Annotated in this window: 17 protein-coding genes; 6 read left to right on the top strand and 11 right to left on the bottom strand. The window is 67.1% G+C overall.

Features of this window, described 5'->3' with window-relative positions; translation table 11 throughout:
- Positions 1–52: 52 nt before the first annotated feature.
- From ACLBWH_RS14440 to ACLBWH_RS14455, 4 genes are all read right to left on the bottom strand, one after another.
- Positions 53–2,599: a TonB-dependent receptor gene (locus tag ACLBWH_RS14440; protein ID WP_447799585.1), complete on the bottom strand. Its 2,547-nt coding sequence runs from the start codon at positions 2,597–2,599 to the stop codon at positions 53–55.
- Between the two features lie 347 nt (positions 2,600–2,946).
- Positions 2,947–6,132, bottom strand: a complete 3,186-nt coding sequence (locus ACLBWH_RS14445; protein ID WP_447799586.1) for a DUF3857 domain-containing protein — start codon at positions 6,130–6,132, stop codon at positions 2,947–2,949.
- A gap of 133 nt (positions 6,133–6,265) precedes the next feature.
- A complete protein-coding gene (locus ACLBWH_RS14450; RefSeq protein ID WP_322849574.1) occupies positions 6,266–6,721 on the bottom strand; it encodes a PaaI family thioesterase in 456 nt (151 codons plus the stop codon).
- Positions 6,702–7,577, bottom strand: a complete 876-nt coding sequence (locus ACLBWH_RS14455) for a TolC family protein (RefSeq protein WP_447799587.1) — start codon at positions 7,575–7,577, stop codon at positions 6,702–6,704. Before ACLBWH_RS14455 ends, ACLBWH_RS14450 begins: the two co-directional genes overlap by 20 nt.
- Positions 7,578–7,896: 319 nt before the next feature.
- Here ACLBWH_RS14455 and ACLBWH_RS14460 point away from each other — a divergent pair, with 319 nt between their 5' ends.
- The 3 genes from ACLBWH_RS14460 to ACLBWH_RS14470 are packed head-to-tail and all read left to right on the top strand — an operon-like array spanning position 7,897 to position 10,622.
- Positions 7,897–8,214 (top strand): EthD family reductase, encoded by a 318-nt coding sequence (locus tag ACLBWH_RS14460; protein ID WP_447799588.1) that lies wholly within the window; start codon positions 7,897–7,899, stop codon positions 8,212–8,214.
- A gap of 33 nt (positions 8,215–8,247) precedes the next feature.
- On the top strand, positions 8,248–9,372 hold the full coding sequence (locus tag ACLBWH_RS14465) for a CaiB/BaiF CoA transferase family protein (RefSeq protein WP_447799589.1): 1,125 nt from the start codon (positions 8,248–8,250) through the stop codon (positions 9,370–9,372).
- Positions 9,369–10,622, top strand: a complete 1,254-nt coding sequence (locus tag ACLBWH_RS14470; RefSeq protein WP_447799590.1) for an acetyl-CoA C-acetyltransferase — start codon at positions 9,369–9,371, stop codon at positions 10,620–10,622. The genes ACLBWH_RS14465 and ACLBWH_RS14470 overlap by 4 nt, the downstream gene beginning before the upstream one ends.
- A 6-nt stretch (positions 10,623–10,628) precedes the next feature.
- Here ACLBWH_RS14470 and ACLBWH_RS14475 read toward each other — a convergent pair whose 3' ends face one another.
- The 7 genes from ACLBWH_RS14475 to ACLBWH_RS14505 all read right to left on the bottom strand — a co-directional run bounded on the left by ACLBWH_RS14475 (position 10,629) and on the right by ACLBWH_RS14505 (position 18,573).
- Positions 10,629–11,273, bottom strand: coding sequence for a TetR family transcriptional regulator (locus tag ACLBWH_RS14475; RefSeq protein WP_447799591.1), 645 nt, complete (start codon positions 11,271–11,273; stop codon positions 10,629–10,631).
- 65 nt (positions 11,274–11,338) lie between these two features.
- Positions 11,339–11,986: a TetR/AcrR family transcriptional regulator gene (locus tag ACLBWH_RS14480; protein WP_447799592.1), complete on the bottom strand. Its 648-nt coding sequence runs from the start codon at positions 11,984–11,986 to the stop codon at positions 11,339–11,341.
- 305 nt (positions 11,987–12,291) lie between these two features.
- The gene (locus ACLBWH_RS14485; protein ID WP_447799593.1) at positions 12,292–14,073 is read right to left on the bottom strand and encodes a flavin-containing monooxygenase; all 1,782 of its coding nucleotides are present in this window, start codon (positions 14,071–14,073) and stop codon (positions 12,292–12,294) included.
- Between the two features lie 23 nt (positions 14,074–14,096).
- Complete coding sequence (locus tag ACLBWH_RS14490; RefSeq protein WP_447799594.1) at positions 14,097–15,326, bottom strand: cytochrome P450; 1,230 nt, start codon at positions 15,324–15,326, stop codon at positions 14,097–14,099.
- A 12-nt stretch (positions 15,327–15,338) separates the two neighbouring features.
- A complete protein-coding gene (locus ACLBWH_RS14495) occupies positions 15,339–16,220 on the bottom strand; it encodes an SDR family NAD(P)-dependent oxidoreductase (protein ID WP_447799595.1) in 882 nt (293 codons plus the stop codon).
- Positions 16,221–16,303: 83 nt separating this feature from the next.
- On the bottom strand, positions 16,304–17,551 hold the full coding sequence (locus tag ACLBWH_RS14500; RefSeq protein WP_447799596.1) for an acyl-CoA dehydrogenase family protein: 1,248 nt from the start codon (positions 17,549–17,551) through the stop codon (positions 16,304–16,306).
- Positions 17,551–18,573: a phosphotransferase family protein gene (locus ACLBWH_RS14505; protein WP_447799597.1), complete on the bottom strand. Its 1,023-nt coding sequence runs from the start codon at positions 18,571–18,573 to the stop codon at positions 17,551–17,553. The genes ACLBWH_RS14500 and ACLBWH_RS14505 overlap by 1 nt, the downstream gene beginning before the upstream one ends.
- A gap of 111 nt (positions 18,574–18,684) precedes the next feature.
- On the opposite strand from ACLBWH_RS14505, the gene ACLBWH_RS14510 reads away from it, so the two are divergent.
- From ACLBWH_RS14510 to ACLBWH_RS14520, 3 genes are all read left to right on the top strand, one after another.
- Positions 18,685–21,069, top strand: coding sequence for a TonB-dependent receptor (locus ACLBWH_RS14510; protein ID WP_447799598.1), 2,385 nt, complete (start codon positions 18,685–18,687; stop codon positions 21,067–21,069).
- Between the two features lie 386 nt (positions 21,070–21,455).
- Positions 21,456–22,535, top strand: coding sequence for a lipocalin family protein (locus ACLBWH_RS14515; protein WP_447799599.1), 1,080 nt, complete (start codon positions 21,456–21,458; stop codon positions 22,533–22,535).
- Between the two features lie 38 nt (positions 22,536–22,573).
- Entirely contained in the window at positions 22,574–23,659 is a 1,086-nt protein-coding gene (locus ACLBWH_RS14520) for a lipocalin-like domain-containing protein (RefSeq protein WP_447799600.1), read from the top strand.
- Positions 23,660–23,668 lie beyond the last annotated feature (9 nt).

Here is a 23,668-nt window from a genome sequence, read left to right on the forward strand (position 1 = left end):
GCATTTTTCTTGCTGAACGGTCTGCAACGGGCCGGTCGTCGGCATCATCATCTCAAAAGATCTTCCGCACGCCCAGGCGTACCGAACGACCCTCGGGATCGATATAGGCGCTCTGAAACCGGTCCGGGGTCCGTCCGCCGCGATCGCGCACGTCGATACGGTCGTTGAGCGCGTTCTCGATCGTCAACTGGAGCGACATCTGCTTTGCCCAAGGCCGGTTGACGATCTTCTCGACGCCGAGATCGAGATACGGGACCAGCCAGACGCGCCCCGAGAAGCGCAGATCGGATGCGGCCAGATCGCTACGGATGCGCGTTGCCCCCTGGAGGCGACCGTACAATCCGATGTTTGCCGTCGCGTAGGTGCCGCGGATGTCGATATCGCTCTGCCAACGCGGGCGACCACCTGTGCCTGTGAGCGTCGCACCGTCGAGCAGGTCGAGCAAAGGCGAGCCCGAACGCAGCGACAGCACGTCGGCAAGTCGATAGGTCGCGCCGATCGTCGCATTGATCGTCGGCCGCCGCGACGCGGGTGCAGGCGGTGGCCCGTCTGCTGACGCCCTGTCCGGCGCGGGAGGAGGCTTGGCACCGATCGGCATCGACAGGTTGACCGTCGCGCGCAGCCTCCGCTCGCGTTCGAAGGCGACGTTGGTCGCCCGCAGGTCGACCAGCAACAGCCTCCCCGTCTGGTCACGCTGGAACGCGTCGGGAAAGGCCAGCTGGAAGTCGGACGTCACGCTGCCGAGCGTCGTCGTTTGGTCGTAGGTTCGCGTGTTGACGTATTCGAGGTTGAGCCGGATCTCCTTGTCCTTGATCGGCTGCACAGACAGGGCAACCGTCGTTCTGCGCCGGCGCTCCGGCGCGAGATCCGGTTTGCCACCGCCAAGGACCGTGACCAGCTCGCTCCTGCCGCTCGTAAAGTCGAAAAACGGCGTGTTGGGCGAGGTCGTGATCGGGCTCGTCAGCAGCGCGATGTCGGGCGGCGTACGGGCATCGTCGAGCGAACCCGTCAGTTGCACGCGCCCGACAGGCGCCCAGTTGAAACCGAAGGTCGAACTGGCGAGGCGTCCGAAGCGGGACACGTTCGAGATGCCGATGGACGCGTTGGCCGACAGGCGTCCCGCGAACGCCAGCACGTCGCGATCGGGCGAGGTGATCGGCAGGTCGGCGCTGACGCGGGCGGCGGTCGTGGTCCGGGCCAGATCAAGCGCGGAGCCGCGCACGCCCGGCTGACGCCCGGAACTGGTCGAGCGGGCATAGTCGAAGCTCGCCGTGACCTGCGCCTCCCCGGCGGGCAGCGTGGCCAACGGACCGTTCAACACCGCTTTACCGGCCAGCGTGCCGGTGACCGTCTCGCTCCGGGAGACGAGCCGCGGCGTACGCCCCGGATCGATCGTTGCCAGCGGATCGCCGCCGGCATCGACGCTGGCCTGAAGCCCCGACAGGTCATAACCCTGTTCGTACCGGGCCCGGCTTCGCAGGCGATCGTAGTTGCTGGTCACGTTCCAATTCCAGCGCCGGATGCCGCCCTGCAGCGATCCGCCAGCGTGCAGGTTGAGGCTGTCGCTGCGCCCGCCCAATACCGCTCCGGGCAGGTAGCGATAGAGCAGCACGTCGTTCGCGAACGGTAGGTTACCGTTGCCGGCGGGTACGGTCAGCGTCGCTGGCGCCAGACCGTTCAGGCCGGACGTCCGCTGCGCCTCCATCGCGAGGTTGATCGATCCATCTAGGCCGCCGATCGGCCCGGCCAACGTGCCATCGACGTTGATCCGGTCGCTGCGATCCCTGATCGTGCGATACCGACCGATATCGGTGACCGCGCGTTCGTTCGCACGACCGACATAGCTGCCCAGCAGCCGGCGTAGCGCGGGTGCGGCCGGCACCGACGCCGAGGTCACGCGAGCGCCGACAAGCGCATCCAGCGCAGGATCGAGGCTGGCGCCGTTCACGCCGACGACGTTGCCGGCAATTGCGTAAGGCGTGTCCGTGTCGGGGGCGATGTCCCGTTCGCCCTGCAGGATCGGGTTCAGCCGGAGGTGGGAAACGCTGAGCGAGGTCCGGCGCGGACCGTTTATGTTCGCCATCGCGGCCTCGGCGAAGTTCGTCTCTCCGCCGCCTTCGGTGGTGGTGCCGACGAGCTGCCTGATGGTCGTTGCGCGATAGGTCTTCTTCGTGATGAAGTTCAGCACGCGAACCGTGGGAGGAACGCCGAAGCGCGCGGCCTCCTGCTCGGGCAACACTTCGGTTCGGTCGATCGCTTCGGGTGGCAGGCCCTGCAATTCACCGATGCTCGATATGCGGCGGCCGTTCAGCAGGATGACGGGGTCCCCACCGCCAGCAGCCTCGGTGAGCGGTTTCAGCCGGTTGAGGACCGTCCGGAGGTCCGTTGCCCCAAGCGATCGCAACGCGTCTCCGCCGAGGATCGCAACCGGCAACGTATCCGAGATAATTGAGCCCAAGACGCGGCGACCGGTAACGACGATGTCGGCATCGCGGGGCAGCTTGTCATCCTCGCCTTGAACGATGGCGGACTGGTTCGAGCTGCTCTGCTGGGCCTTCACAGCGGTCGAGTGAGCCAGCCCCAGACCGATCAACGTCACCCACGGGGCAGTTATCCATTCATCTCCCAAACTTACGGAAAAGGTGAGCCGAGGGTACTTTCTTTGAACACCCATACGGCTGACCTCGATCCTTCCGCCAAAGCTATCCTGCTAGGATATGCGCGGTGGAAGATGGTCAAATTGCGTCAATAGCTGGGCGTCAAACGCATCCGACGACCGCCTGCCCGATCCGGACTTGAGGCTTAACTGAGAAATGCGAAAGCCAACGCCGGTTCGCAAACTCGCTACTTTTGACGTTCGTGCAACGATGCTGCTCGACTCCGTAAGTATCTCGCGCGATTTGGACTGGCCCGAACGCTAACCGCGGACCTGCCGGCGGCGGTGAATCACCGCGTCATGCCGAAGGCGGCGTACCGCGTCTCGACGCGTGGGTCGATCTTGATCGCAGCGGCGGCGTCGGCGTCGGATTTGGCACGGTCGCCCTTCTTCGACCAGGCGATCGACCGGCCCCATAATGACGATGTCTCGCGGGGTTCCATCGCCAGGACGCAATCATAGTCCACGATCGCCTCGTCGATACGGCCCATCCGCAGCAGAGTGAGCGCACGACTGTCGCGTATCGCCGCATCGTTGGGTAGCTTGATGAGCGCGGCGTCGCAGGCTTCCAGGGCTCGCGCCAGCGCGACGCCGGTGGTCGCCGCTTCCCAACAGAGGTTGTTGAGCTGAAACGGGGTCGTCGCCTTCGCCCGAAGAATAGCCCAATCGGACTCGCCAGCGGCTTGCTGACCGGCCCGCATCCGGGTCAGGCTGCGTACCAGCAGGATATCGTCGTCGTCCGGATGCGCCGCGGCCGCCTTGTCCACCGCCGCCAGCGTTGCCCTGGGATCGCCGGCCTTGAGCTCGAGATCGGCCTTGTATCTGACGGCGTCGCCCGTCGCATCGAGTGCCAAGGCCGCATCGAGATCGGCGCGTCGGCCGACGACGTCGCTCACCGGACGTGCCAGCGCACGATTCACGTACAGATACGCTTCCGGTTTGATCGCGATGGCGCGATCGTACAGGGCCATGGCCTCGGCAGGCCGACCGGCGGCGGTGCGTATCGCCGCAGCCCCGGCAAGGGCATAGGTGTCGGTCGGGAACGCCTTGGCGATCGCATCGGCCTCGGCCAGCACGTCATCGGTCCGGCCCATATCCCGCAGGATGTTGGCGCGCAGCATGTACGCCTGAATGTCCTTGGGGGCGATCGCCTTGATCTTCGCGACATCCGCTAGCGCCGCATCGTTATCCGTCAGTTTGCGATAGGCCGCCGCTCTTGCGTAGAGCGCAGCCGTATCGTCCTGCGTGAGTTCGATCGCGCGCGTATAGGCCGCCACCGCCTCCTTGGGGCGGTTGTTCTGCATCGCGACCCAGCCGCGGCGGTTGGCGATGAACGGGTTGCGCGGCTCGATCTGCTCGGCCGCAGCGAAGTCCCGCTCCGCCGCTGCTACGTCGCCCTTCCGCGCATAAGCGAGCCCGCGGTCGGCGAGCGGCCAATAGGTATGGGGTGCGAGTGCAGCGGCCTTGGAATAATCGGCGATCGCCTCGTCATGGCGTTCGCGATTGAGCAACGCGTTGCCACGATCGATCAGGGCGACGGCGGTGGTCGGGGTCTCTTTCAGCGCGATCGCCAGTTCGGCGTCGGTCATGACATAATCGTCGGGTCGGCGCAGATAGACGGTCTTCTCGGCGAGCGCACGCAGACGCGGCTGCGCGGCTGCGGCCTCCGCGTTGGTCATTTCGGGGGCGAGACTGCGTTCGGTCTTCTCGATCGTGAAGGTGCCATCCTTGACGTCCGCATGACGGTGATATTCGATTCCCCCGACGGTCTCGTCGACGGCGGCGGCAGCCGAGTCGAAGACGCTCCGGAACCCGGCCGGCAGACGGATGCTCTCCTGCACGCGATTGTAATACGGGAATGGCAGCGCCCAGGGCGCATCGCGATCCGGGCCGGCGTCCCGGGTAAGATCGGCCTTGTAGCCGACGCCGGTGCCATCCGTCTCGTACCAGCCGCTGCTCCAGTCGAGCTTGGCGCTGCCCGTCATGCTGAGGCGTGCCTCGCCGCGCGCCCGGTCGAAGGACGCGGCGGCGCTCTTCACCTCGACGAAATCATATTGGCTGTGCCAATATTCGCGGAGCGCCTGATCCTTCGCCGCACCGGTAAGGTTCGACAGCGAGGCGTTGAGCCCGATCGCCTCGTCGCCCGTCATCACCGTGTCGACGATGAAGGGAGCGGGAACCGTCAGGCCGTTGCGCGCGTCGATCCGGATCGTGGTCGCCACGCCCGGTGCGGTCAGCGGCGGCGGCATCATCCGCACCAGTGCCGCCCGTTCGGGCTGGACCGGCAGACCCCAGCCGAACGCCGGCGGCCTGATCCGGTCGAGATCGGTGTCGCCCGTGCGCGTCCCGTCGAGCCAGAAGATGCGATCGCCGATATGCGCACGGACGAGGACATGATCGAACAGCGCGATCATCGGCAAACGCTGGTCGAGGCCGTCGCCGAAGCCGGTCCCGACGAGCACCGGTTCGGCTTCGATCCCGGTGGCATGCAGCAGACCCAGCAGCAGCGCAGTCTTCGCCTTGCAGTCGCCATACCGACGCGCCCAGGTCGTCGGCGCGTCCGCCGGGACCAGACCGCCGGCCCCCATCGCCAGCGCGACGTAGCGGATGCGATCCTGCACCAGGGTCAGAGCGGCCTGCGCGCGCGCCTTGGCATCGGGAAGCGCGCGAATCCTGTCCGACTCGGTTTTCAAGGCGCCATCGGCCGGCAGTTGCGCAGCCTGCGCGAACAGCGGCGCGAACAGCCCGGCGAGGTCCGCCCAGGAGGAGAAGTCGCTCGCCTCGAGCAAGCGGCCGATGCGGAACCGCGGCGGTGCGCCCTTCGGCAGCACGGCTGGCGCGACGTCCGCCATGCCGATTTCGGCGACGGTATAGCCACCCTCCTTGCGGGTGCTGACACGCGGCAGGCTGCCGTTGCTGCGCAAATGTACCGGCATATCCGACGGCCAGCGGATCGAGGCGTGCGCCCGGGTGATCGGCAGCGGGTTCCAGGCTGCCGCCAGTTGCTCGACATGACCCTTGACCACCGGATCGGCGTGACTGACCGACATTGCCAGTTCGAGGACGTCGCCGACCTGCAGGCCTTCCGGCTGGATATTCGCCGTCAGCACCCCGTCCAGCATCGCCTGTTCGAGGTTCTGCTCGCGTCGCACCACGGTGAAGGTCTGGCCCGCCTTGAGTACGTCGATCACCTCGGCGCCGCGGTGGATCAGCAACGTGTGGACGGTCAGCGTGTCCGTGTCGGGCCGCCAGGGCAGCGAGATGTTGCCGACGGCGAGACCCGGCGGCGTCTCGATCTCGATCAGGCTCGCCGAATAGACCGTCTGTCGTCCTCGTTCGAACTGCACCTGCTGGTCCGACAGCAGAACACGCATCGGCGCGCCGTCCTGCTGGGCAGGCGTCGCCGGAGCGGGCTGCGGTTTCACCCAGGCCGGCACCGGGCCAAAGCTCGGTTTGTCCTCGGCCAGCGCAGGCATCGCACACACGCTTGCCGCCGCAAGCGCGATCATCGAACGTCGCAACATCACCCCCCATGGTTTGGCCACAGCCTAACGAGGGACGGGCGCGGTGCAAGACGCCGTGACGTGCGAACGATACAGACGGCCCCGCCTATCCCGCGGGGCGCAGTTCGAACACCAGCAGCGTAGAGGTCGCCGTGGCGCAAATCTGACCCTTGTCGTTGTGCAGCGTGGCTTCGGTGAAGGCGGCGCGCCGGCCCATCGAGATCAGGCGGCCGGTCGCGCGGATCGTGCCGCTGGTGCTGCTCAGGCCCTTCACGAACGACACCTTCAACTCCAGCGTCGTATAGCCGTATCCGGGCTTGAGCGCGGTATGTGCCGCGATGCCACAGGCGCTGTCGAGGATCGTCGCGATATAGCCGCCGTGCACCGACCCCATCGGATTGTAGGCGCTTCCATCGGGGGTGGCTTCGAAGACGGCATGGCCATGATCCGCTTCGATCAGCGAGATACCCAGCTTCTCGCCGAGCGGCGGTTGCCGTCCGGTGGCGAGCAGCGCGCGAACCTGGGTGAGCCCGTCGGCACCTTCAGCGGCAATCGATGACATACGTCTCTCCTTCTAATTGGTCCAGCTGGCCACCATCGCACCAGCACCGGTCGAACGCGCGACCCGGTTCGGATCCCAGCCACCGCCCAGCGCGCGGAACGATGCGACCGCGCCACGGCATGCGGCCGCGCGCGCCTGTATGGCCCCGTCGCGCGTCTCCAGCAGGCGCCGGTCGGGGTCCAACACGTCGACGAGACTGATGACGCCGCCCCGATAGGCCGCAACGGCATGCGGCCGCGCGCGCCTGTATGGCCCCGTCGCGCGTCTCCAGCAGGCGCCGGTCGGCGTCCAACACGTCGACGAGACTGATGACGCCGCCCCGATAGGCCGTATCGGAAGTCGCCCTGGCCCGAGCAAGGGACAATTCACCCTGCTCCAGTATCGCGGCGCGGGCTTCCTGTTGCACCAGGGTCGAAAAGGCGTCCTCGACATCCTGCGACGCGCGCAGCACGGTCAGGCGATAGGCCGCCAGGGCCTCCGCATTGCGGCCTTTCGCTGCCTTGATCTCGGCATCGACCCGACCGAAATCGAACAATCGCCAACGTAATCCCAGCACGCCATTGGCCTGCGTCGCATCGCCGCCGAATACACCGCCCGCGACCATCGCGGCGGTGCCGAGCAGGCCGCTGAGCGAGAATTTGGGATAATATTCCGACACCGCCACCCCGATCCGGGCATTCGACGCCGCCAGTCTTCGTTCGGCCGCAATGATATCGGGCAGGCGTCGCAACAGCGCGGCCGGGCCGCCCGCCGTCGACACTTTGGGCGGAGAAGGGATCGCAGCGGCACCGTTGAGTTGGGAGCGGCTGTTGCCCGGCTGCACGCCGACGAGCACGTCACCGTCAAAAATAGTCATAGGCTTCTGAAGGGGGGCTTCGCCCGGATGGTGCCTCGCGGCTCCTGATATTGACCCGGCTATGCCTGAAAGAAATGCATCCGGTGCGATGGCGGCGGGACTGGGCGGCAGAACCTCGAGCAAGCGATCAGCGAACCGCTCACCCGCGTGACGACTTCCAGAACACGTTCGAGCGTACATCAAGATCGGCAACCGTTCAAAAATCGGGACGTTCCTCATCCACCCATTGGAAAAACCTTGCCGCTCGTAATTAAACGTATAGTTATTAATCCATGACACCGCCGATGATGCGGCAGGTTCCTATGCGGAGAAGACGGCTGTGCCGGTTTTGACCTTGTTTTACGATCATGTGCCCGACGGCGGTTTCGATGCCGCCTATTACGCCGGCCAGCATCTGCCGCTGGTGACGCGCGTGTGGGGGCGGTTCCTTGATCGGGTCGAGGTGCTCTGCGGGGTTGCGTCACTCGCGCCGAATGCGCCGCCGGCCTTCTCGGCGATCACGCTGCTCTATTTCCGGTCGGAGCAGGATTTGCAGGCAGCGCTCGCCGAGCCGGATGCGGCATTGCTGCAGGCCGATGTCGCCCGTTTCGCCAGCGTCGTGCCGAAGGGACAGATCAATGTCGTGCTGGCGTCCTGACCGTATGCGCACGGCGACGCCGGGACGCGGATGATGGCCGGTCCCCTCGCCGGGCTGCGCATCGTCGAGTTTGCCGGCATCGGCCCCGCGCCGTTCGCGGCGATGATGCTCGCGGATCATGGCGCGGAGGTGATCCGGATCGAACGTAGCGCCGACCTGTCCGAGGCGGCGATCGCCCTCCGTCGTCGCGACGTGACGCTGCGTTCCCGCACGATCGTGCCGCTCGACTTGAAGACTCCGAAAGGGCTCGGCCGTGCGCGGACGCTGATCGCCGAGGCGGACGGGCTGATCGAAGGTTTCCGGCCCGGCGTGATGGAGCGGCTCGGCCTCGGTCCGGCGGAGGCGCTCGGTCTCAATCCTCGGCTCGTCTACGGTCGGATGACCGGCTGGGGGCAGACCGGCCCGCTTGCCCCGACCGCTGGCCACGACATCAATTACATCGCGCTGACCGGCGCGCTCCACGCCTTCGGCCGGGCGGGAGACAAGCCGACGCCGCCGATCAACATGGTCGGCGATTTCGGCGGCGGCGCGATGATGCTCGCCTTCGGCATGGTCAGCGCGCTCTATCATGCGCGGCAAAGCGACGAGGGACAGGTGATCGATTGCGCGATGACGGATGGCAGCGCGCTGCTGATGAGCGCGATCTGGAGCATGGCTGCAGCCGGCATGTGGCGCGACGAACGTGGCGTCAATCTGCTCGATACCGGCGCGCATTTCTACGACACCTATGAGACGAAGGACGGCAAGTTCATCGCCTTGGGCGCGATCGAGCCGCAGTTTTACGCGGTGCTGCGCGCCGAGGCCGGGCTGACCGACGCCGAATGGGACGATCATCGCGATCCCTTGCGCTGGGCGGCGCTCAAGCCGCGGCTCGAGGCCATCATCCGCTGCCGTACGCGCGAAGATTGGACCGCGGCGACCGAAGGCAGCGACGCCTGCGTCACGCCCGTGCTGTCGATGGCCGAGGCGCCGCATCATCCGCACAATGTCGCACGCGAGACCTTCCTGCCGGTCGATGGCGCGATGCAGCCGGCCCCCGCGCCGCGCTATTCGGCCACCCCGCTGCCGTACCCGCGCATGTGGGACGGCATCCCCCGCCCCGACGCGCGCTTCGCGAACGGAACGGATCGGAATCATTCGAAGGACGGCGCCTCATGAGCGAAGCATGGATCATCGATGCGGTCCGCACCCCCCGCGGCATCGGCAAGCCCGGCAAGGGCGCGCTTGCCGGCCTGCACCCGCAGCATCTCGCCGCGACGGTGCTGTCCGCGCTGGTCACGCGCAACGGCATCGACAGCGCGACGATCGACGACGTCATCTGGGGAACCAGCGCGCAACGCGGCGCGCAGGGTAATGATCTGGCGCGGATGAGCATGCTCGATGCCGGCTTCGATCCGCGGGTGAGCGGCGTCACGCTCGACCGATTCTGCGGTTCGGGGATCACCGCGGTCGGACTTGCCGCCGGAATGATCGGCGCGGGGCTGGAGGATGCGATCGTCGCCGGCGGCACCGAGATGATGTCGGTCACCGCGACGCTGGCCGCGCAGGAGGCGGCACGCGGCGAGCCGCCGATGCTGATGGACGCGGGCAATCTCCGCCTCCGCGCGCGCCATCCGCAATCGCATCAGGGCGTCTGCGCCGACGCGATCGCGACGTTCGAGGGCATTACCCGCGCCGACGTCGATGCGCTCGCGCTGGAAAGCCAGCGCCGCGCGGCGGTCGCCATCGCCGAGGGGCGGTTCGCGCGCAGCCTCGTCCCCGTCCATCATCCCGACGGCAGCGTCGCGCTCGACCATGACGAATTTCCCCGGCCGGGAACGACGGCAGCGGCGCTCGCCGGGCTGACGCCCGCGTTCGCGGCCATCGCCGACGTCGCGCTCGACGCGGCGGGAACGACCTATCGCGGGCTGATCGAGGCGCGCTATCCCGATCTCGTCATCGACCACATCCATCATGCCGGCAATTCGTCGGGGGTCGTCGACGGCGCCGCCGCGCTGCTGCTGACGTCGCCCGATCACGCCCGCCGCCACGGCCTGACGCCGCGCGCCCGCGTCGTCGCGGTCGCCAATATGGGCGACTGCCCGACGCTCATGCTCAACGCGCCGGTTCCGTCCGCGCGGAAGGTGCTGGATCGCGCGGGGTTGCGCGTCGAGGGCATCGACCTGTGGGAGATCAACGAGGCGTTCGCGGTGGTCGCCGAAAAATTCATCCGCGACCTCCGCCTCGACCGCGACCGCGTCAACGTCAACGGCGGCGCGATCGCGCTCGGCCATCCGATCGGCGCGACCGGCGCGATCCTGATCGGCACGATGCTGGACGAACTGGAGCGGCGCGACCTCAAGCGCGGGCTGGTGACGATGTGCGCAGCCGGCGGAATGGCGCCGGCGATCATCATCGAGCGGCTATGACGCCGATCACGCGCCGTCGACCAGCACGCCCTTGAGGAAGATGGTGACGACCTGATCGATATATTGCCGCTTCAACGCGTCGTCGACTTCGGTGATGCCATAGCAATATTTGAGCGAGACACTCGACGAGAAGAGGTGATCGCACGTGCCGATCACGTTGAAATACAGTAACTTTGGATCGATGTCGCGGAACTCGCCGATCGCCTTTCCCTCGGCGACGATCACCTCATAGGCGCGGGCGATCGGCTTGAGGAAGCGGTCGGCGATCCGCTGCCGCTCCTCCTCGCTTCCCTCGTGCAGCAGCTTGATCATCAGCCGGCTGAGATAGGGAAAATTGTAATAGGTGCCGATCAGCCCGGCGAGATGATAGCGCAGCTTCTTCGATGGCCGGATATCCATTTCGAGCAGATGGTCGAGTTCGGCGAGGCTGGCCCCGGCATCGCGTTCGAGCAAGGCGCGCAGCAGCCCGTCCTTGCCGCCGAAATAATAACGGACCAGCGCGGCGTTGAGCCCAGCCTTGGCGGCGATGTCGCTGAGCGGCACTTCGAGACTGTCTGCGGCGCGCATGACCTGGCTCGTCGCCTCCAGCAACCGGGCGCGGCCCGATGCGGGCGGCTCTTCGGTATCGACGACGATCTTGCTGCGCGGCATCTTTCCTCCTTAACCAGATGATGAACGCTGTATCGCGCGTACAGTCGCGAACCAAGCGCCGATTGTCAGGCGTCGTCGGGCAGCCGTTGGTGCAACGCCTCTGCGAACCGCGTGCGGAGCAGGGCGAGCGCCGCCGTCGCCAACGCCGTGTCGCCGGTCAGGTCGCGGCCGATCGCCAGCCCCTGCGTGGCGGCGATCAGCAGATAGATTTCGTGGAGCAATCCCGGCAGGTCGCGGATCGCATGACGTTCGGCGAATTGCCGCACCTTGTCGCCGGTCAGCGCGCGCGCGGTCGCCATCGCGCGTTGCAGCCCCTCCTCCAGCGCCGCGTCCCAACGGCTGGCAAGCTGGATTTCGGTGAAGGCACGCGCGGGCAAATCGTTCTGCACGCGCCAGAGGATATCGGGAAAGGCGAGCATCCCGGCGAGCAGATCGTCATAGGCAAGCAGCGCCTCCTCGACCGCGGCGAGCATCCGCGCCATCGCCGCCTCGGCGATCGCGACCATCAGCACGTCGCGCGTCGGGAATTGATGGAGCAGCGAACCGCGACTGACCCCTGCCGCGTCGATCACCGCCTGCGTCGTCGTCGCGGCATAGCCCTGCAACGCCACCAGCCGGATCGCACTGTCGAGCAGGATCTCGCGCGTCGCCTTGCCGCGGCGGCGGGTGGCGACGTTGCGCTTGCCGTCGGGGGCGTCGGGGGTGGCGGTCATCGGGCTTCCGGAGCTGAGCGGACGGAGGGTCCTTCTATCGGGTGATATTGGCACCGCAAGCGGGGGTAAGATATTGATATCGAGGCGTGACGTTATGGTCCTACGTCGGCACGGTCGTGTCGGATGACGCGCAGCCCCTCCCCTTCGTCATCCCGGCGCAAGCCGGGACCCACGGACACGGTGTCGCTAGCGTAGTGCGACCCATTTGATCGCCCGCAACCATGGGTCCCGGCGTTCGCCGGCATGACGAGGGGGGGCGTGGCGCTGCTATCCCCCTGCCCTCAGCGTGCGCGCCTCAGGCGAGATCACCCGCGCGAAAACGCCAGTCCGTCGAAGTTCCCCGTCGCCAGCCACGCATCCATCAGCGCGAAGAACGCCGCCGCGCCTGCGCCATAGCCGAAGCCCTGCGCCGCCTCCTGCGTCAGATGTCCTTCGAGATTGTAATAGCCGGGCGTACAGTCCGCGAAGAACGGCACCAGATTGGCCGCCATCGCGCCGCAATGCGCCACCCAATCGTCCTCCGCCGCCTGCGTCGCCTCGACCACCGGGCGATCCAGCCGCCGGGCATGGCCGACGATCGCCGCGATCGCCTTCGCCCCCTCGGCGAGGCCGTGGCAGAAATTGGCGGGCAGCGCCGCCTGCGCATTCTGGTGGACGAACAGATTGGGGAAGCCGTGGACGTGCATGCCGTGGAAGGTCGCGAACCGCTCGCCCCATTTCGCCTGCAACGACCGGCCGCCGCGGCCGATGATGTCATAGCCCGCGCGCCGGATATAATCGGTGCCGACCTCGAAACCCGAGGCGAAGACGATGCAATCGACGGGATATTCGACCCCGCCGACGCGGATGCCGGTGGCGGTCACCGCCTCGACGCCGCGCCCGTCGGTGTCGAGCAGCGTGACGTTGGCGCGGTTGAACGTCTCCAGATAGCCGTCGTGAAAGACCGGGCGCTTGCAGAAGCGGCGATACCAGGGTTTGAGCCGCTCGGCGGTCGCGGGATCGGCGACGATCGCGTCGATCCTCGCGCGGATCTCCTCCATCTTCTCGGCATCCGCGACCTCGGCGGCGTGGAGGATCTGTTCCATCGCATCGGGCCCGGTCGCGGTCGCCGCCGCCGCGGCGATCCTGGTGAACAGGAAGGTCCAGCCGTCCTGGATCAGGTCCCGATCCGCCGCGCCACCGGAGGTCAGCGCATTGAAATTGTCGATCAGTTCCTGCTGCCAGCCCGGTTCGAGCGACGCCGCCCAATCGGGATCGGTCGGCAGTTCCTGCCGCACGTCGACGCCCGACGGCGTGCGCTGCACGACGTAAAGATGCTCGGCATGTTCGGCGAGATGGGGGATGCACTGGATGCCGGTCGCGCCGGTGCCGACGATCGCGACGCGCTTGCCCGCCAGCCCGGTCAGCCCGCCGTCCGGCCCGCCGCCGGTATATTCATAATCCCAGCGGCTGGTGTGGAAGGAATGGCCCTTGAACGTCGCGATCCCCGGCATCCCCGGCAGCTTGGGTCGCGACAGCGGGCCGTTGGCGGTGACCAGATAGCGCGCCGAGATCGTATCGCCGCGGTCGGTCGAGACGTGCCAGCGCGCCGCCGTCTCGTCCCATTCGGCGCGCGTCACCTGCGTCTGGAACAGCGCCGCGTCGCGAAGCTGCCAGCGATCGACCAGCCGTTCGGCATGCGCGCGGATCTCCTCGCCCGACGCATAATTGCGTGGCGGCATATAGCCCGTCTCTTCGAGCAGCGGCAGATAGACATAGGCCTTCATGTCGCAGGCGAGGCCGGGATAGCGGTTCCAATACCAGGTGCCGCCGAAATCGCCCGCCTTCTCGATCATCACCAGATCGGTCACGCCCGTGTCCTTGAGCTTGATCGCCGACAGGATGCCGCCGAAGCCGGCGCCGACGATCGCCACCTCGCAGGTGCGCACCACCGGCGCGCGGTCGATCCGCTCGACATAGGGGTCTTCGGCGAAATAGGCGAAATCGCCCCCCGTGCCGATATATTGGTCGATACCGTCCTTGCGCAGGCGCTTGTCGCGCTCCTCGCGATATTTGGCGCGCAGCGTGTCGAGATCGATCGTGGCCATGGCTCGTTCCTTTCCGCCGGCGTTCAGGCGGGCTTGACCCAGAAGGTCTCCAGCCCGCGAAAGCCGGGATTGCTCGTATAGATCGCGGGATAGGCGGGATCGGCGACCAGCGCCGGGAAGCGCTCGACCAGCGCACGGAGCAGCTCCTGCGCCTCCAGCCGCGCCAGCGGCGCGCCGAGACAGGTGTGCCGCCCGCCGCCGAACGAGAAATGCTTCACCGGCTTGCGCGCGATATCGAAGCGGTCGGGATCGGGGTTGAGCGCGGGATCGTGATTGACCGCGGTCAGCATCACCGAAATCTGCTGCCCCTTCGGCACGGTGACCCCGCCCAGCGCCATATCCTCGGGCGCGATCCGGTCGGTGGAGAAGATCGGCGGTTCGAACCGGATCGCCTCGTCGACCGCATTGGCGACCAGCGCCGGATCGGCGACCAGCCGCGGCCAGTTGTCCGCGTCCTTGAGGATGTTGCACAGCATCGTACCGAGCAGGTCGGTGGTCGTCTGGTTGCCCGCGATCAGCAGCACCTGCGCGTGTTCGGCGATTTCGGCGTCGTCGAGTCTTTCGCCCTGATGTTCGACCGTCATCAGCGCGGTGATGAGATCGTCGCGCGCTTCGATCGCACCGCGCCGTGCCGCGATCTCGGCGGTGAAGAGCTGGTAGAGATGCGCCGCGGCGGCCACCCCCTGCGCCTTGACGTCGGGCGGGGCGAGCGGGTTGAGCAGCGCCGCGACCATCTCGTCCGACCAGCGTTTGAAATCGTCGTGATGACGCGAATCGACGCCGAGGATATCGGCGATGGTGATCGTCGGTAGCGGCCGCGCGATCGCGTCGACGAAGTCGAAGCCGGCGGGATCGGCGGCGTCGATCAACTGCCGGCACAAAGCCGCGACGCGGGGCCGCGTGCGCTCGATCCGCTCGGCGTTGAACGCGCGGCCGACGAGGCCGCGGACGCGCTTGTGCAGCGGATCGTCCATGAACATGATCGGCGGATCGCGGGTGAGATCCTCGCCGCGCAACCGCCGCGTCGAGGTCTCGACGGTGTTACGCGGGTCGCTCGGCAGGCTGCGGTCGGCGAGCACCTTGCGCCCGATCTCGGCGGACAGCACGACATAGTCGCGCAGCACGCCGTCGTGCAGCACCGGGCAGCGATCGCGCGCATCGTTGAGCACCGCATGCGGATCGGCGCGAAAGGCGGGCGACAGCGAGGTCAGCGCGATGCCGCGCGGCAGGTCGTCCGGGACGGAAACGGTCATGGCACGGTCCTTTCAGGTGAGCGGTTCGAGTGCGAGGACCTGCTTCGCCATCGCCAGCAGGCCGACGTCGCTGGCGGGCGCGCCGCGCACCGCCGCCTCGATCTCGCGGTGGCGGGTTTCGATCGTCTCGCGATATTCGGGATGGGTGACGACGTAGAAGCGCCGCTCGGCCAGGGCTGCGAACGCCTGATCGGCGACTTCCGCGGGCGCAATGCCGTTGGCGACGAAGGCGCGGGTGAAGGCGCGCTCCTCGGCCCCGGCGGCGGAGAGGCCCTCGCGCGGCAGGCCGGCGGGCACGTTGCGGTCCGCCTCGGTGATATTGGTCGCGACGCTGCCCGGGCAGAGCACCGCGACGTGCAGCCCGTGCGGACGCAGTTCGTGCGCCAGCGTTTCGGAAATCGCGACGACCGCATGTTTGCTCGCCGAATAGACCGCCGAATTGCCCGGCGAGACGATCAGCCCGGTGATCGACGCGGTGTTGAGCACATAGCCCGCCACCCCGGCCGCGATCATCGCCGGCACGAACAGGCTGATGCCATAACCCAGGCCGAGCAGGTTGACCGAGATCGTCCAGCGCCAGTCCTCGGGCGTCGCCGCGCTCGCCGACGCCTTCCACGCGACGCCGGCATTGTTGGCGAGCAGACAGGGCGGGCCATGATCGGCGAGCACCTGCGCCGCCACCGCGCGATAGCGATCGAGATCGGAGACATCGAGCGGATAGGTTTCCACCGTCGCACCGGTCGCGCGCAGCGCCGCCGCCGCATCGGCGAGCGCCGCCGCCTCGATATCCGCGAGCAGCACGGTCATGCCTTCCGCCGCGCAGCGTTCGGCGATCGCCCGGCCGATGCCGCTCGCGCCGCCGGTGATGAACGCGGTCCTGCCGTTCAGCTCCATGCCATCCTGCTCCTGTCGTCTATCGAGCCTTTGCGACTCCGTTACCCAGTTAATAGTCCAGCTTGACTAATAGATAAAGCGGGTCATGGCGGCGTGTAATAGAGCGCCCGCGCGCCCGGCTCGGCGCGGACGCGCGCGATCTCGGCGCGGGCGATGGTGCGCAGATGCACCTCGTCCGGCCCGTCGACGAAGCGCAGCGCGCGCGCCCAGCCGAGGAAGCCGGCGAGCGGCGTATCGTTGGTCAGCCCCATCGCGCCGAACACCTGCACCGCGCGGTCGACCACCCGGCTCTGTAGCCCCGCGGCGACGACCTTGATCGCCGACACGTCGATCCGCGCCGCCTTGTTGCCGTCGCGGTCGAGCACCGCAGCGGCGCGCAGCACGAGCAGCCGCGCCTGGTCGATCTCGATCCGCGACAGCGCGATCCAGTCCTGGATATTGGCATAGTCCGACAGGCGCCGGCCGAAGGCGTGCCGTTCGAGCGCGCGTTCGCACATCAGGTCGAGCGCGAGTTCGCACTGGCCGATCGTGCGCATGCAATGATGGATCCGCCCCGGCCCGAGCCGCGCCTGCGCGAGCGAGAACCCCGCCCCCTCCTGCCCCAGCAGGTTGGCGACGGGCACGCGCACGTCGCGGTACAGGACCTCGCAATGCCCTTCGACGGCGAGATGGTTGAGCACGGGGACGTTGCGGACGATCGTCACGCCCGGCGTCTCCATCGGCACGATCACCATCGCATGGCGCGCGTGCGGCGAGGCGGCGGGGTCGGGATCGGTGACGCCCATCACGATCGAGAAGCGGCAATTGGGGTGGAGCGCGCCGGTGGTGAACCATTTGCGCCCGTCGATGACATAATCGTCGCCGTCGCGGCGGATGCGCGTTTCGAGATTGGTCGCATCGGCGGAGGCGACGTCGGGCTCGGTCATCGCGAAGCACGAGCGGATCTCGCCGCGCAGCAACGGGTCGAGCCAGCGTTCGCGCTGCCCGGGCGTCGCGAACAGGTGGAGCAGCTCCATATTGCCGGTGTCGGGGGCGCTGCAGTTGAACACCTCCGCCGACCAGGGCAGCCGGCCGATCTGTTCGGCGAGCGGCGCGAATTCGCTGTTGGTCAGCCGCGTACCGGGCTCGTCGTCGCGCAGCCCCGGCAGGAACAGGTTCCACAGGCCCTCCGCCCGCGCGAGCTCCTTCAGCGGGTCCATGATCTCGCCCGGATAGCGCCCCGCCTCGCTGGCATGCGCCCAGGCGCGATTGTGCGGCAGCACATAGGCGTCGAGGAAGGCCGCCATCCGGCCCCGCAAGGCCTCGACCCGCGGCGAATAATCGAAATCCATCATATCCTCCCGGCCGTGCCGGTCTGCGCCACCGCGAGGCGCGCGAAGCGGCCGGCGAGCCGCCCGACGTCGGCGGCATTGGCGGCGCTGGCATTGCCCCGTCGCGCCCGCGCCGCGATCCCCTCGAAGATCACCGCGAGCCGGAACAGCGAAAAGGCATAATGAAAGGGCGCGACGCCGACGTCGTGCGTCGCCGCGGCGCGATAGCGGTCGAGATACGCGCGCTCCGACGGGATGCCGAGCGCCGCGGGGTCGCGATCGGCGATCCCCATATAATCCGCCGCATCGAGCCGCCAGCCGAGCGCGCTATAGGCGAGGTCGGCGGCGGGGTGGCCGAGGGTCGACAATTCCCAGTCGAGCACGCCGACGACACGCGGCTCGCTCGGATGGTAGATGAGGTTGCCGATGCGGAAATCGCCATGCGCGATCGTCGTGATCTCGCCGTCCGGCACGTGGCGCGGCAGCCAGTCGATCAGCGCGTCGATATCGGCCGAGGGGGCACCGCCGGCGAGCTGCCATTGCCGCGTCCAGCGCGCGACCTGCCGCGCGAAGAAATCGCCCGGCCGGCCGAAATCGGCGAGCCCCCGCGCGTGCCAGTCGACGCCATGCAGCGCCGCCAGCGTATCCGCCATCGCCAGATACATCGCCCGCCGATCCGCGGGGGCGACGCCGGGCAGCGTCGGATCGTCGAACACCCGCCCCTCGATCCGCGTCATCACATAGAAAGGCGTGCCGATCACCGCAGGGTCGGCGCAATAGAACAGCATCTCGGGCACCGGCACCGCGCTGTCGGCGAGCGCCGCCATGATGCGATATTCGCGATCGATCGCATGCGCCGACGGCAGCGCATCGGGCGGCTGCTTGCGCAGCACCAGCCGCCGTGCCCCCAGCGTCACGAAGAAGGTGGGGTTGGACTGACCGCCCGGAATCGCCTCGATCCGCAGCGGCCCGTCGGCATCGAGCAGCGCATGGCGGAAATAGGTTTCGAGTGCCGCCTGCATGATGCCCTTCCCAAACGACACGGACCCTCTATCCGCCTACTATTTAAACGTGTAGTTAATAAGGAACAAGAGGTAAAGCGAATCCGGTCACGCGGATCGTCCAAGCCTCCGACGACCGGAAGAGGAGAGGAAATGCCCAAGCACGCCTTGGCGGGAACCGCGTCCCGCATCGCACTCGCCGTGATCGCCGCCATCGCGGCGCCGCTCGCCGCGCGCGCGCAGACCGCACCAACACCGCCCACGCAGTCCCCACCCGCCGCCGGGGACGTCCAGCCCGGCGACATCATCGTCACCGCGCAGAAGCGCAGCGAGCGCATCCGAAACGTCGGCATGTCGATCCAGGCGCTGCCCAGCCAGGCGCTGACCGATGCCGGCGTCGCCGCGCCGCAGGATCTGGTGAAGGTGGTACCGGGGTTCGCGAGCAACCCGACCCCTTATGGCGCCAGCGTCTATACGCTGCGCGGCATCGGCTATCAGGAGACGACGCTCGCCGCCGCCCCCACCGTCACCGTCTACAGCGACGAAGTGCCGATCCCGTTCAGCCCGGAAACCGTCGGCACCGCGCTCGACCTCGCGCGCGTCGAGGTGCTCAAGGGGCCGCAGGGCACGCTCTACGGCCAGAATTCGACCGGCGGCCTGATCAACTTCATCGCCGCGCGGCCCACGGACACGGTCCACGCCGGCGGCCAGATCGGCTATGGCAGCTTTCACGCCTTCGACGCCGAGGGCTTCGTCTCCGGCCCGCTCACCGACACGCTGAAAGGTCGCGTCGCCGTCCGGGTCAGCGAGGGCGGCGCATGGCAGAAAAGCTATACGACCGGCGCGAAGCTCGGCGAGCGCGACCTGCTCAACGGCCGGCTGCTGCTCGACTGGGACCCGGGCAGCCGCTTCCACGCCAAGCTCAACGTCAGCGCATGGCGCGATCACGGCGAGACGCCCGCACCGCAATTCTTCGGGCTGCAGGTGCTCACCCCCGGCGCGACCGCGCTAATGCCGCCGGGGCTGGTGAACTACCCCCTCGCCCCGCATGACAATCGCGCCGCCGACTGGGATCGGGGCGTCGACTATCACCGCCGCAACAGCTTCGTCTTCACCTCGCTGCGGCTCGCCTACGATCTCACCGACGACGTCACACTGACCTCGCTCACCTCGTACCAGCGCTACCGCCGCGATCAGCCGGTCGAGGCCGACGGCACCAGCTATCAGGATTATTCGACGATCCAGCAGGGCGACGTGAAGACCTGGTATCAGGAGGCGCGGCTCGCCGGCACGTTCGGCGGCAAGGGCAATTGGCTGATCGGCGCCAATTACGAACACGATACCGTGTTCGACCAGTTCCAGATTTTGGACAGGGACGGCTCGCTCAGCCACGTATTGCTGTCGGCAGCACCGCTCATCGTCCTCAATTTGCCGGGCAATTTCGAGCGTACCGACCAAGAGATCGCGACCTGGGCGGCGTTCGGCGGGGTCGATTATCCCGTCACGCCGACGCTGACGCTACAGGCGTCGGCGCGGTACACGCGCACGGTGCGCGATTTCACCGGACGTGCCTTCGACGGGGTGAACGGCAACACCGCCTTCTTCTTCACCTTGCTGCAGGCGCAGTTGCGCGCCGCCTATGGCCTGTTCAGCCCGAGCGGCCAGACGCCTGGCCTCACCGACTGCCTGTCGCTCGGTGCCGCGCCGACCTTTCTGATGGGCTGCCGCACCGACCAGCTGAAGGAGGACAATGTCAGCTGGCGCGGCGGCGTGACGTGGAAGGTCGCGCCCGAGACGATGCTCTACGCCAACGTCAGCCAGGGCTATAAGGCGGGCAGCTTCCCGACGATCATCGCATCGACGCAGGCGGAAATGGACCCGGTGACGCAGGAAAAGGTGCTCGCCTATGAGGCGGGCGTAAAGACGTCGCTGTTCGCCCGCAGCCTCGATCTCACCGCCGCCGCTTTCTATTACGACTATCGCAACAAGCAGACGATCGGCCGCTACGCCGACATCGCCTTCGGGACGTTGCTCAAGCTCATCAACGTGCCGAAATCACGCATCGCCGGGGTCGAGGTGTCGGCGGCATGGCGGCCGGCGCCGGGGCTGACGATCACGCCGATCGTCTCCTATCTCGATACGAAGGTGCTCGGCAGCTTCCGCAATTACGATTATGTCGGGGCGCCGCAGGATTTCGGCGGTCGCGCCTTTCCGCTGGTGCCCAAGGTGCAGGCATCGCTCGACGCGCAATATCGCTGGCCGCTCAACCGCACCCTCAAGGCGTTCGTCGGCGGCAATTTCGCGGTGCAGGGCGAGACGTATTCGGGGTTCGTGCCCAACGATAACGAGGAGGTGCCGGCCTACACGCTGCTCGACCTGCGTGCCGGGGTGGAGACCGATCGCTGGCGCGTCAGCATCTGGGGCCGCAACGTCACCGACAGCTGGTATTGGACCTCGGCGACGCGGATCAACGACGCGCTCGTCCGCCAGACCGGCATGCCGCGCACGATCGGCGCGACCCTGGGGTTCAATTACTAGGCGGGATCGCCATTCATCGTCGTAGTGAAATTCCTCCCCCGCCAGGGGGAGGTGGCATGCCGAAGGCATGACGGAGGGGGAGGTAAGCGACACGTCCGTTCCGTTTCCTCCCCCTCCGTCACGGCTTCGCCGCGCCACAGTGCCGGGTCGGTCATGCCCCCGGCATGACCTTGAACGGCCGGGGGCCGTTCAACCCGGCACCCCCTGGCGGGGGAGGACCTACGTCACGACGATGAATGTCGATCGGTCCTGGATATGAAAGGTCTAGTCAGCATTGACTAATTGACGTGATGTGCGACACTGACTGACAATAAACGACTCACGTAGACGCAGCGTATTCTGCCCGCCTCTCGGCTTGTAAACGCTTTCAACAGGAAATGTTAGCCATGGACACCGTGCTTCTGCGCGCCGTTACTTGCGCGCTCACGACATTCACCGTCGTGACCCTCGCGATCACCGCGCCCGCAGCGGCGCAGATCGGCAATTTCCCGCCGATCGAAACCGGCATCACCCTGCCCAAGGACGAGGCGGCGCACCGCCAGCCCGCGGAATGGTGGTATATGACCGGGTTCCTCGACGGGGTCGATCCCGCCGGCGTCAAGCACGCCTATGCCTATGAAATGGTGGTGTTCCAGATCGCGGCGGTCGCCGGGCTGCCGCCGACCTACGACGCGCATTTCGCCATTTCCGATCTCGATCGCGGCACCTTCCGCTTCGAGAAGCGGGTGATCGCCGCGCCCTTCCCGACCGCGACCGGCCGGTTCGACTTCGACGTGCTCGGCTTTCGGATGGGCGGCACGATGGGCAGCTATTATGCCAAGGCGACGCGGACCGATGGCCAATATGGCCTCGACCTCACCGCGCAGGCGACGCAGCGGCCGACGCTCAACGGGGTCGACGGCGTCGAGACCTATGGCACGTGGAAATCGCCTTATTATTCGTTCGACGTCAACCGGACGAGCGGGACGGTCTGGGACCATGGTGTGCCCGTCAAGGTCACGGGTTCGAGCTGGTACGATCATGAATGGGCGACCGGCGCGCCGGGACAGGCGGACAGCGGCTGGAGCTGGTTCGGCGTCTTGCTCGCCGACGGCACGCAATACAACCTCAGCTTCTTCATGAAGGGCGACGGCACGGTCGATCATGCGATCGGCGTGCGCACCGCCAATGGCGGCTATGCGCCGATCCCCGAAGGCCAGCTCCGCCTCGAGCGGGTCGGGACGTGGAAGAGCCCCCACACCGGCTACACCTATCCCGCGCGCTGGAAGGTGACCCTGCCCGGCGGCACGATCGATATCGTACCGGTGATCCAGGATGCCGAGCTCTACGCGCCCGCCACCCAGAAATTCTATTACGAAGGCCCTGCCCGCGTCTCCGGCACGCTCGGCGGCCGCGCGGTCACCGGCCGCGCCTTCGCCGAGATGAACCCGTGGGGGGTCGATTGGGGCCTGCGCGTCCTGCCCTGACGCCACCACGCCACGATCACCGCAAGAGGAGACGAAGCATGAACAGGATATCGGCCCATTGGCTGACCGGCGCGATCGCGCTGGCGACCGGCGTTTCGCCCATAGGATCGCCCGTGCAGGCGCAATCGTTCGAACAGCCCGCCCCCGTCGTGCTGCCGCGCGACGAGGGACCGCACAAGAGCCAGCTCGAATGGTGGTATTTCGTCGGCCATCTCTACGGCACCGACCCAAACGGCGCGAAACGCGAATTCGGTTATGAGGTCACCGTGTTCCAGCTCTGGGCGCTGCCGGGTGGTCCGGCGACCTATTCGTGGCATTTCGCGGTGACCGACGTGAACAACAAGCTGCATCGTGTCGAGGAACGCGCCGTGAGCGCCGCCATCCCCGACCGGAAGGGCAGCTTCAGCTTCGTCAATCAGGATTGGTCGGTCGGCGGCTCGCTGCAGAATTACGCGATCAAGGCGGCGCTAGCCGACGGCCGCTTCGGCATCGATCTGTCGACCAGCAGCCGCATTCCCTTCGCGCTCCACAACGGCAACGGCGTCGTCGACTATCGCCCGGTCGGCCGCACCTCCGCTTATTATTCGTCGACCGCGCTCGATACGACGGGGACGATCTACGACAATGGCGTGCCGATCAAGGTGACGGGAACGTCGTGGCAGGATCGCCAGTGGTTCAACAAGGGTACCGCGCTCGACCAGGGCGGATCGCTGTTCGGCGGCGGCTGGAACTGGTTTGCGATCCAGCTCGATAACCACGTCCAATATATGCTCTATTACCTGCAAAGCCCGGTGACCGGCGCGATCGTCAACAAATTCGGCACGCGCGTCGTCAACGGCACCGCCACGCCGGTGCCGGGCGACCAGATGGGCATCAGGGCGCTCGCGCACTGGCACAGCGTCAACTCCGGCTACACCTATCCGTCGGGATGGACGGTGACGCTGCCCGACGGCACGCTGACGCTGACGCCGCAGGTCATCGATCAGGAGATGGTCTGGCCGCTGCACCGGACCTATTGGGAGGGGACGTCCGCGGTGGTCGGCACGCTCAACGGCCGCCCGGTGACGGGCCGCAGCTATGTCGAGGTCAATCCCTACCTCCAGCCCTATACCTCGCTGCCCTGATATACGGCA

The sequence above is a fragment of the Sphingomonas sp. M6A6_1c genome (genome assembly GCF_053345135.1).

Excerpts from the sequence above, each read along its gene's own strand:
- ACLBWH_RS14515 (WP_447799599.1), top strand. The coding sequence starts at position 21,456 with ATGGACACCGTGCTTCTGCGCGCCGTTACTTGCGCGCTCACGACATTC.
- ACLBWH_RS14510 (WP_447799598.1), top strand. The coding sequence starts at position 18,685 with ATGCCCAAGCACGCCTTGGCGGGAACCGCGTCCCGCATCGCACTCGCC.
- ACLBWH_RS14520 (WP_447799600.1), top strand. The coding sequence starts at position 22,574 with ATGAACAGGATATCGGCCCATTGGCTGACCGGCGCGATCGCGCTGGCG.
- ACLBWH_RS14495 (WP_447799595.1), bottom strand. The coding sequence starts at position 16,220 with ATGGAGCTGAACGGCAGGACCGCGTTCATCACCGGCGGCGCGAGCGGC.
- ACLBWH_RS14500 (WP_447799596.1), bottom strand. The coding sequence starts at position 17,551 with ATGGATTTCGATTATTCGCCGCGGGTCGAGGCCTTGCGGGGCCGGATG.
- ACLBWH_RS14450 (WP_322849574.1), bottom strand. The coding sequence starts at position 6,721 with ATGTCATCGATTGCCGCTGAAGGTGCCGACGGGCTCACCCAGGTTCGC.
- ACLBWH_RS14490 (WP_447799594.1), bottom strand. The coding sequence starts at position 15,326 with ATGACCGTTTCCGTCCCGGACGACCTGCCGCGCGGCATCGCGCTGACC.
- ACLBWH_RS14465 (WP_447799589.1), top strand. The coding sequence starts at position 8,248 with ATGGCCGGTCCCCTCGCCGGGCTGCGCATCGTCGAGTTTGCCGGCATC.
- ACLBWH_RS14480 (WP_447799592.1), bottom strand. The coding sequence starts at position 11,986 with ATGACCGCCACCCCCGACGCCCCCGACGGCAAGCGCAACGTCGCCACC.
- ACLBWH_RS14455 (WP_447799587.1), bottom strand. The coding sequence starts at position 7,577 with ATGACTATTTTTGACGGTGACGTGCTCGTCGGCGTGCAGCCGGGCAAC.
- ACLBWH_RS14485 (WP_447799593.1), bottom strand. The coding sequence starts at position 14,073 with ATGGCCACGATCGATCTCGACACGCTGCGCGCCAAATATCGCGAGGAG.
- ACLBWH_RS14470 (WP_447799590.1), top strand. The coding sequence starts at position 9,369 with ATGAGCGAAGCATGGATCATCGATGCGGTCCGCACCCCCCGCGGCATC.
- ACLBWH_RS14445 (WP_447799586.1), bottom strand. The coding sequence starts at position 6,132 with ATGCCTGCGCTGGCCGAGGACAAACCGAGCTTTGGCCCGGTGCCGGCC.
- ACLBWH_RS14475 (WP_447799591.1), bottom strand. The coding sequence starts at position 11,273 with ATGCCGCGCAGCAAGATCGTCGTCGATACCGAAGAGCCGCCCGCATCG.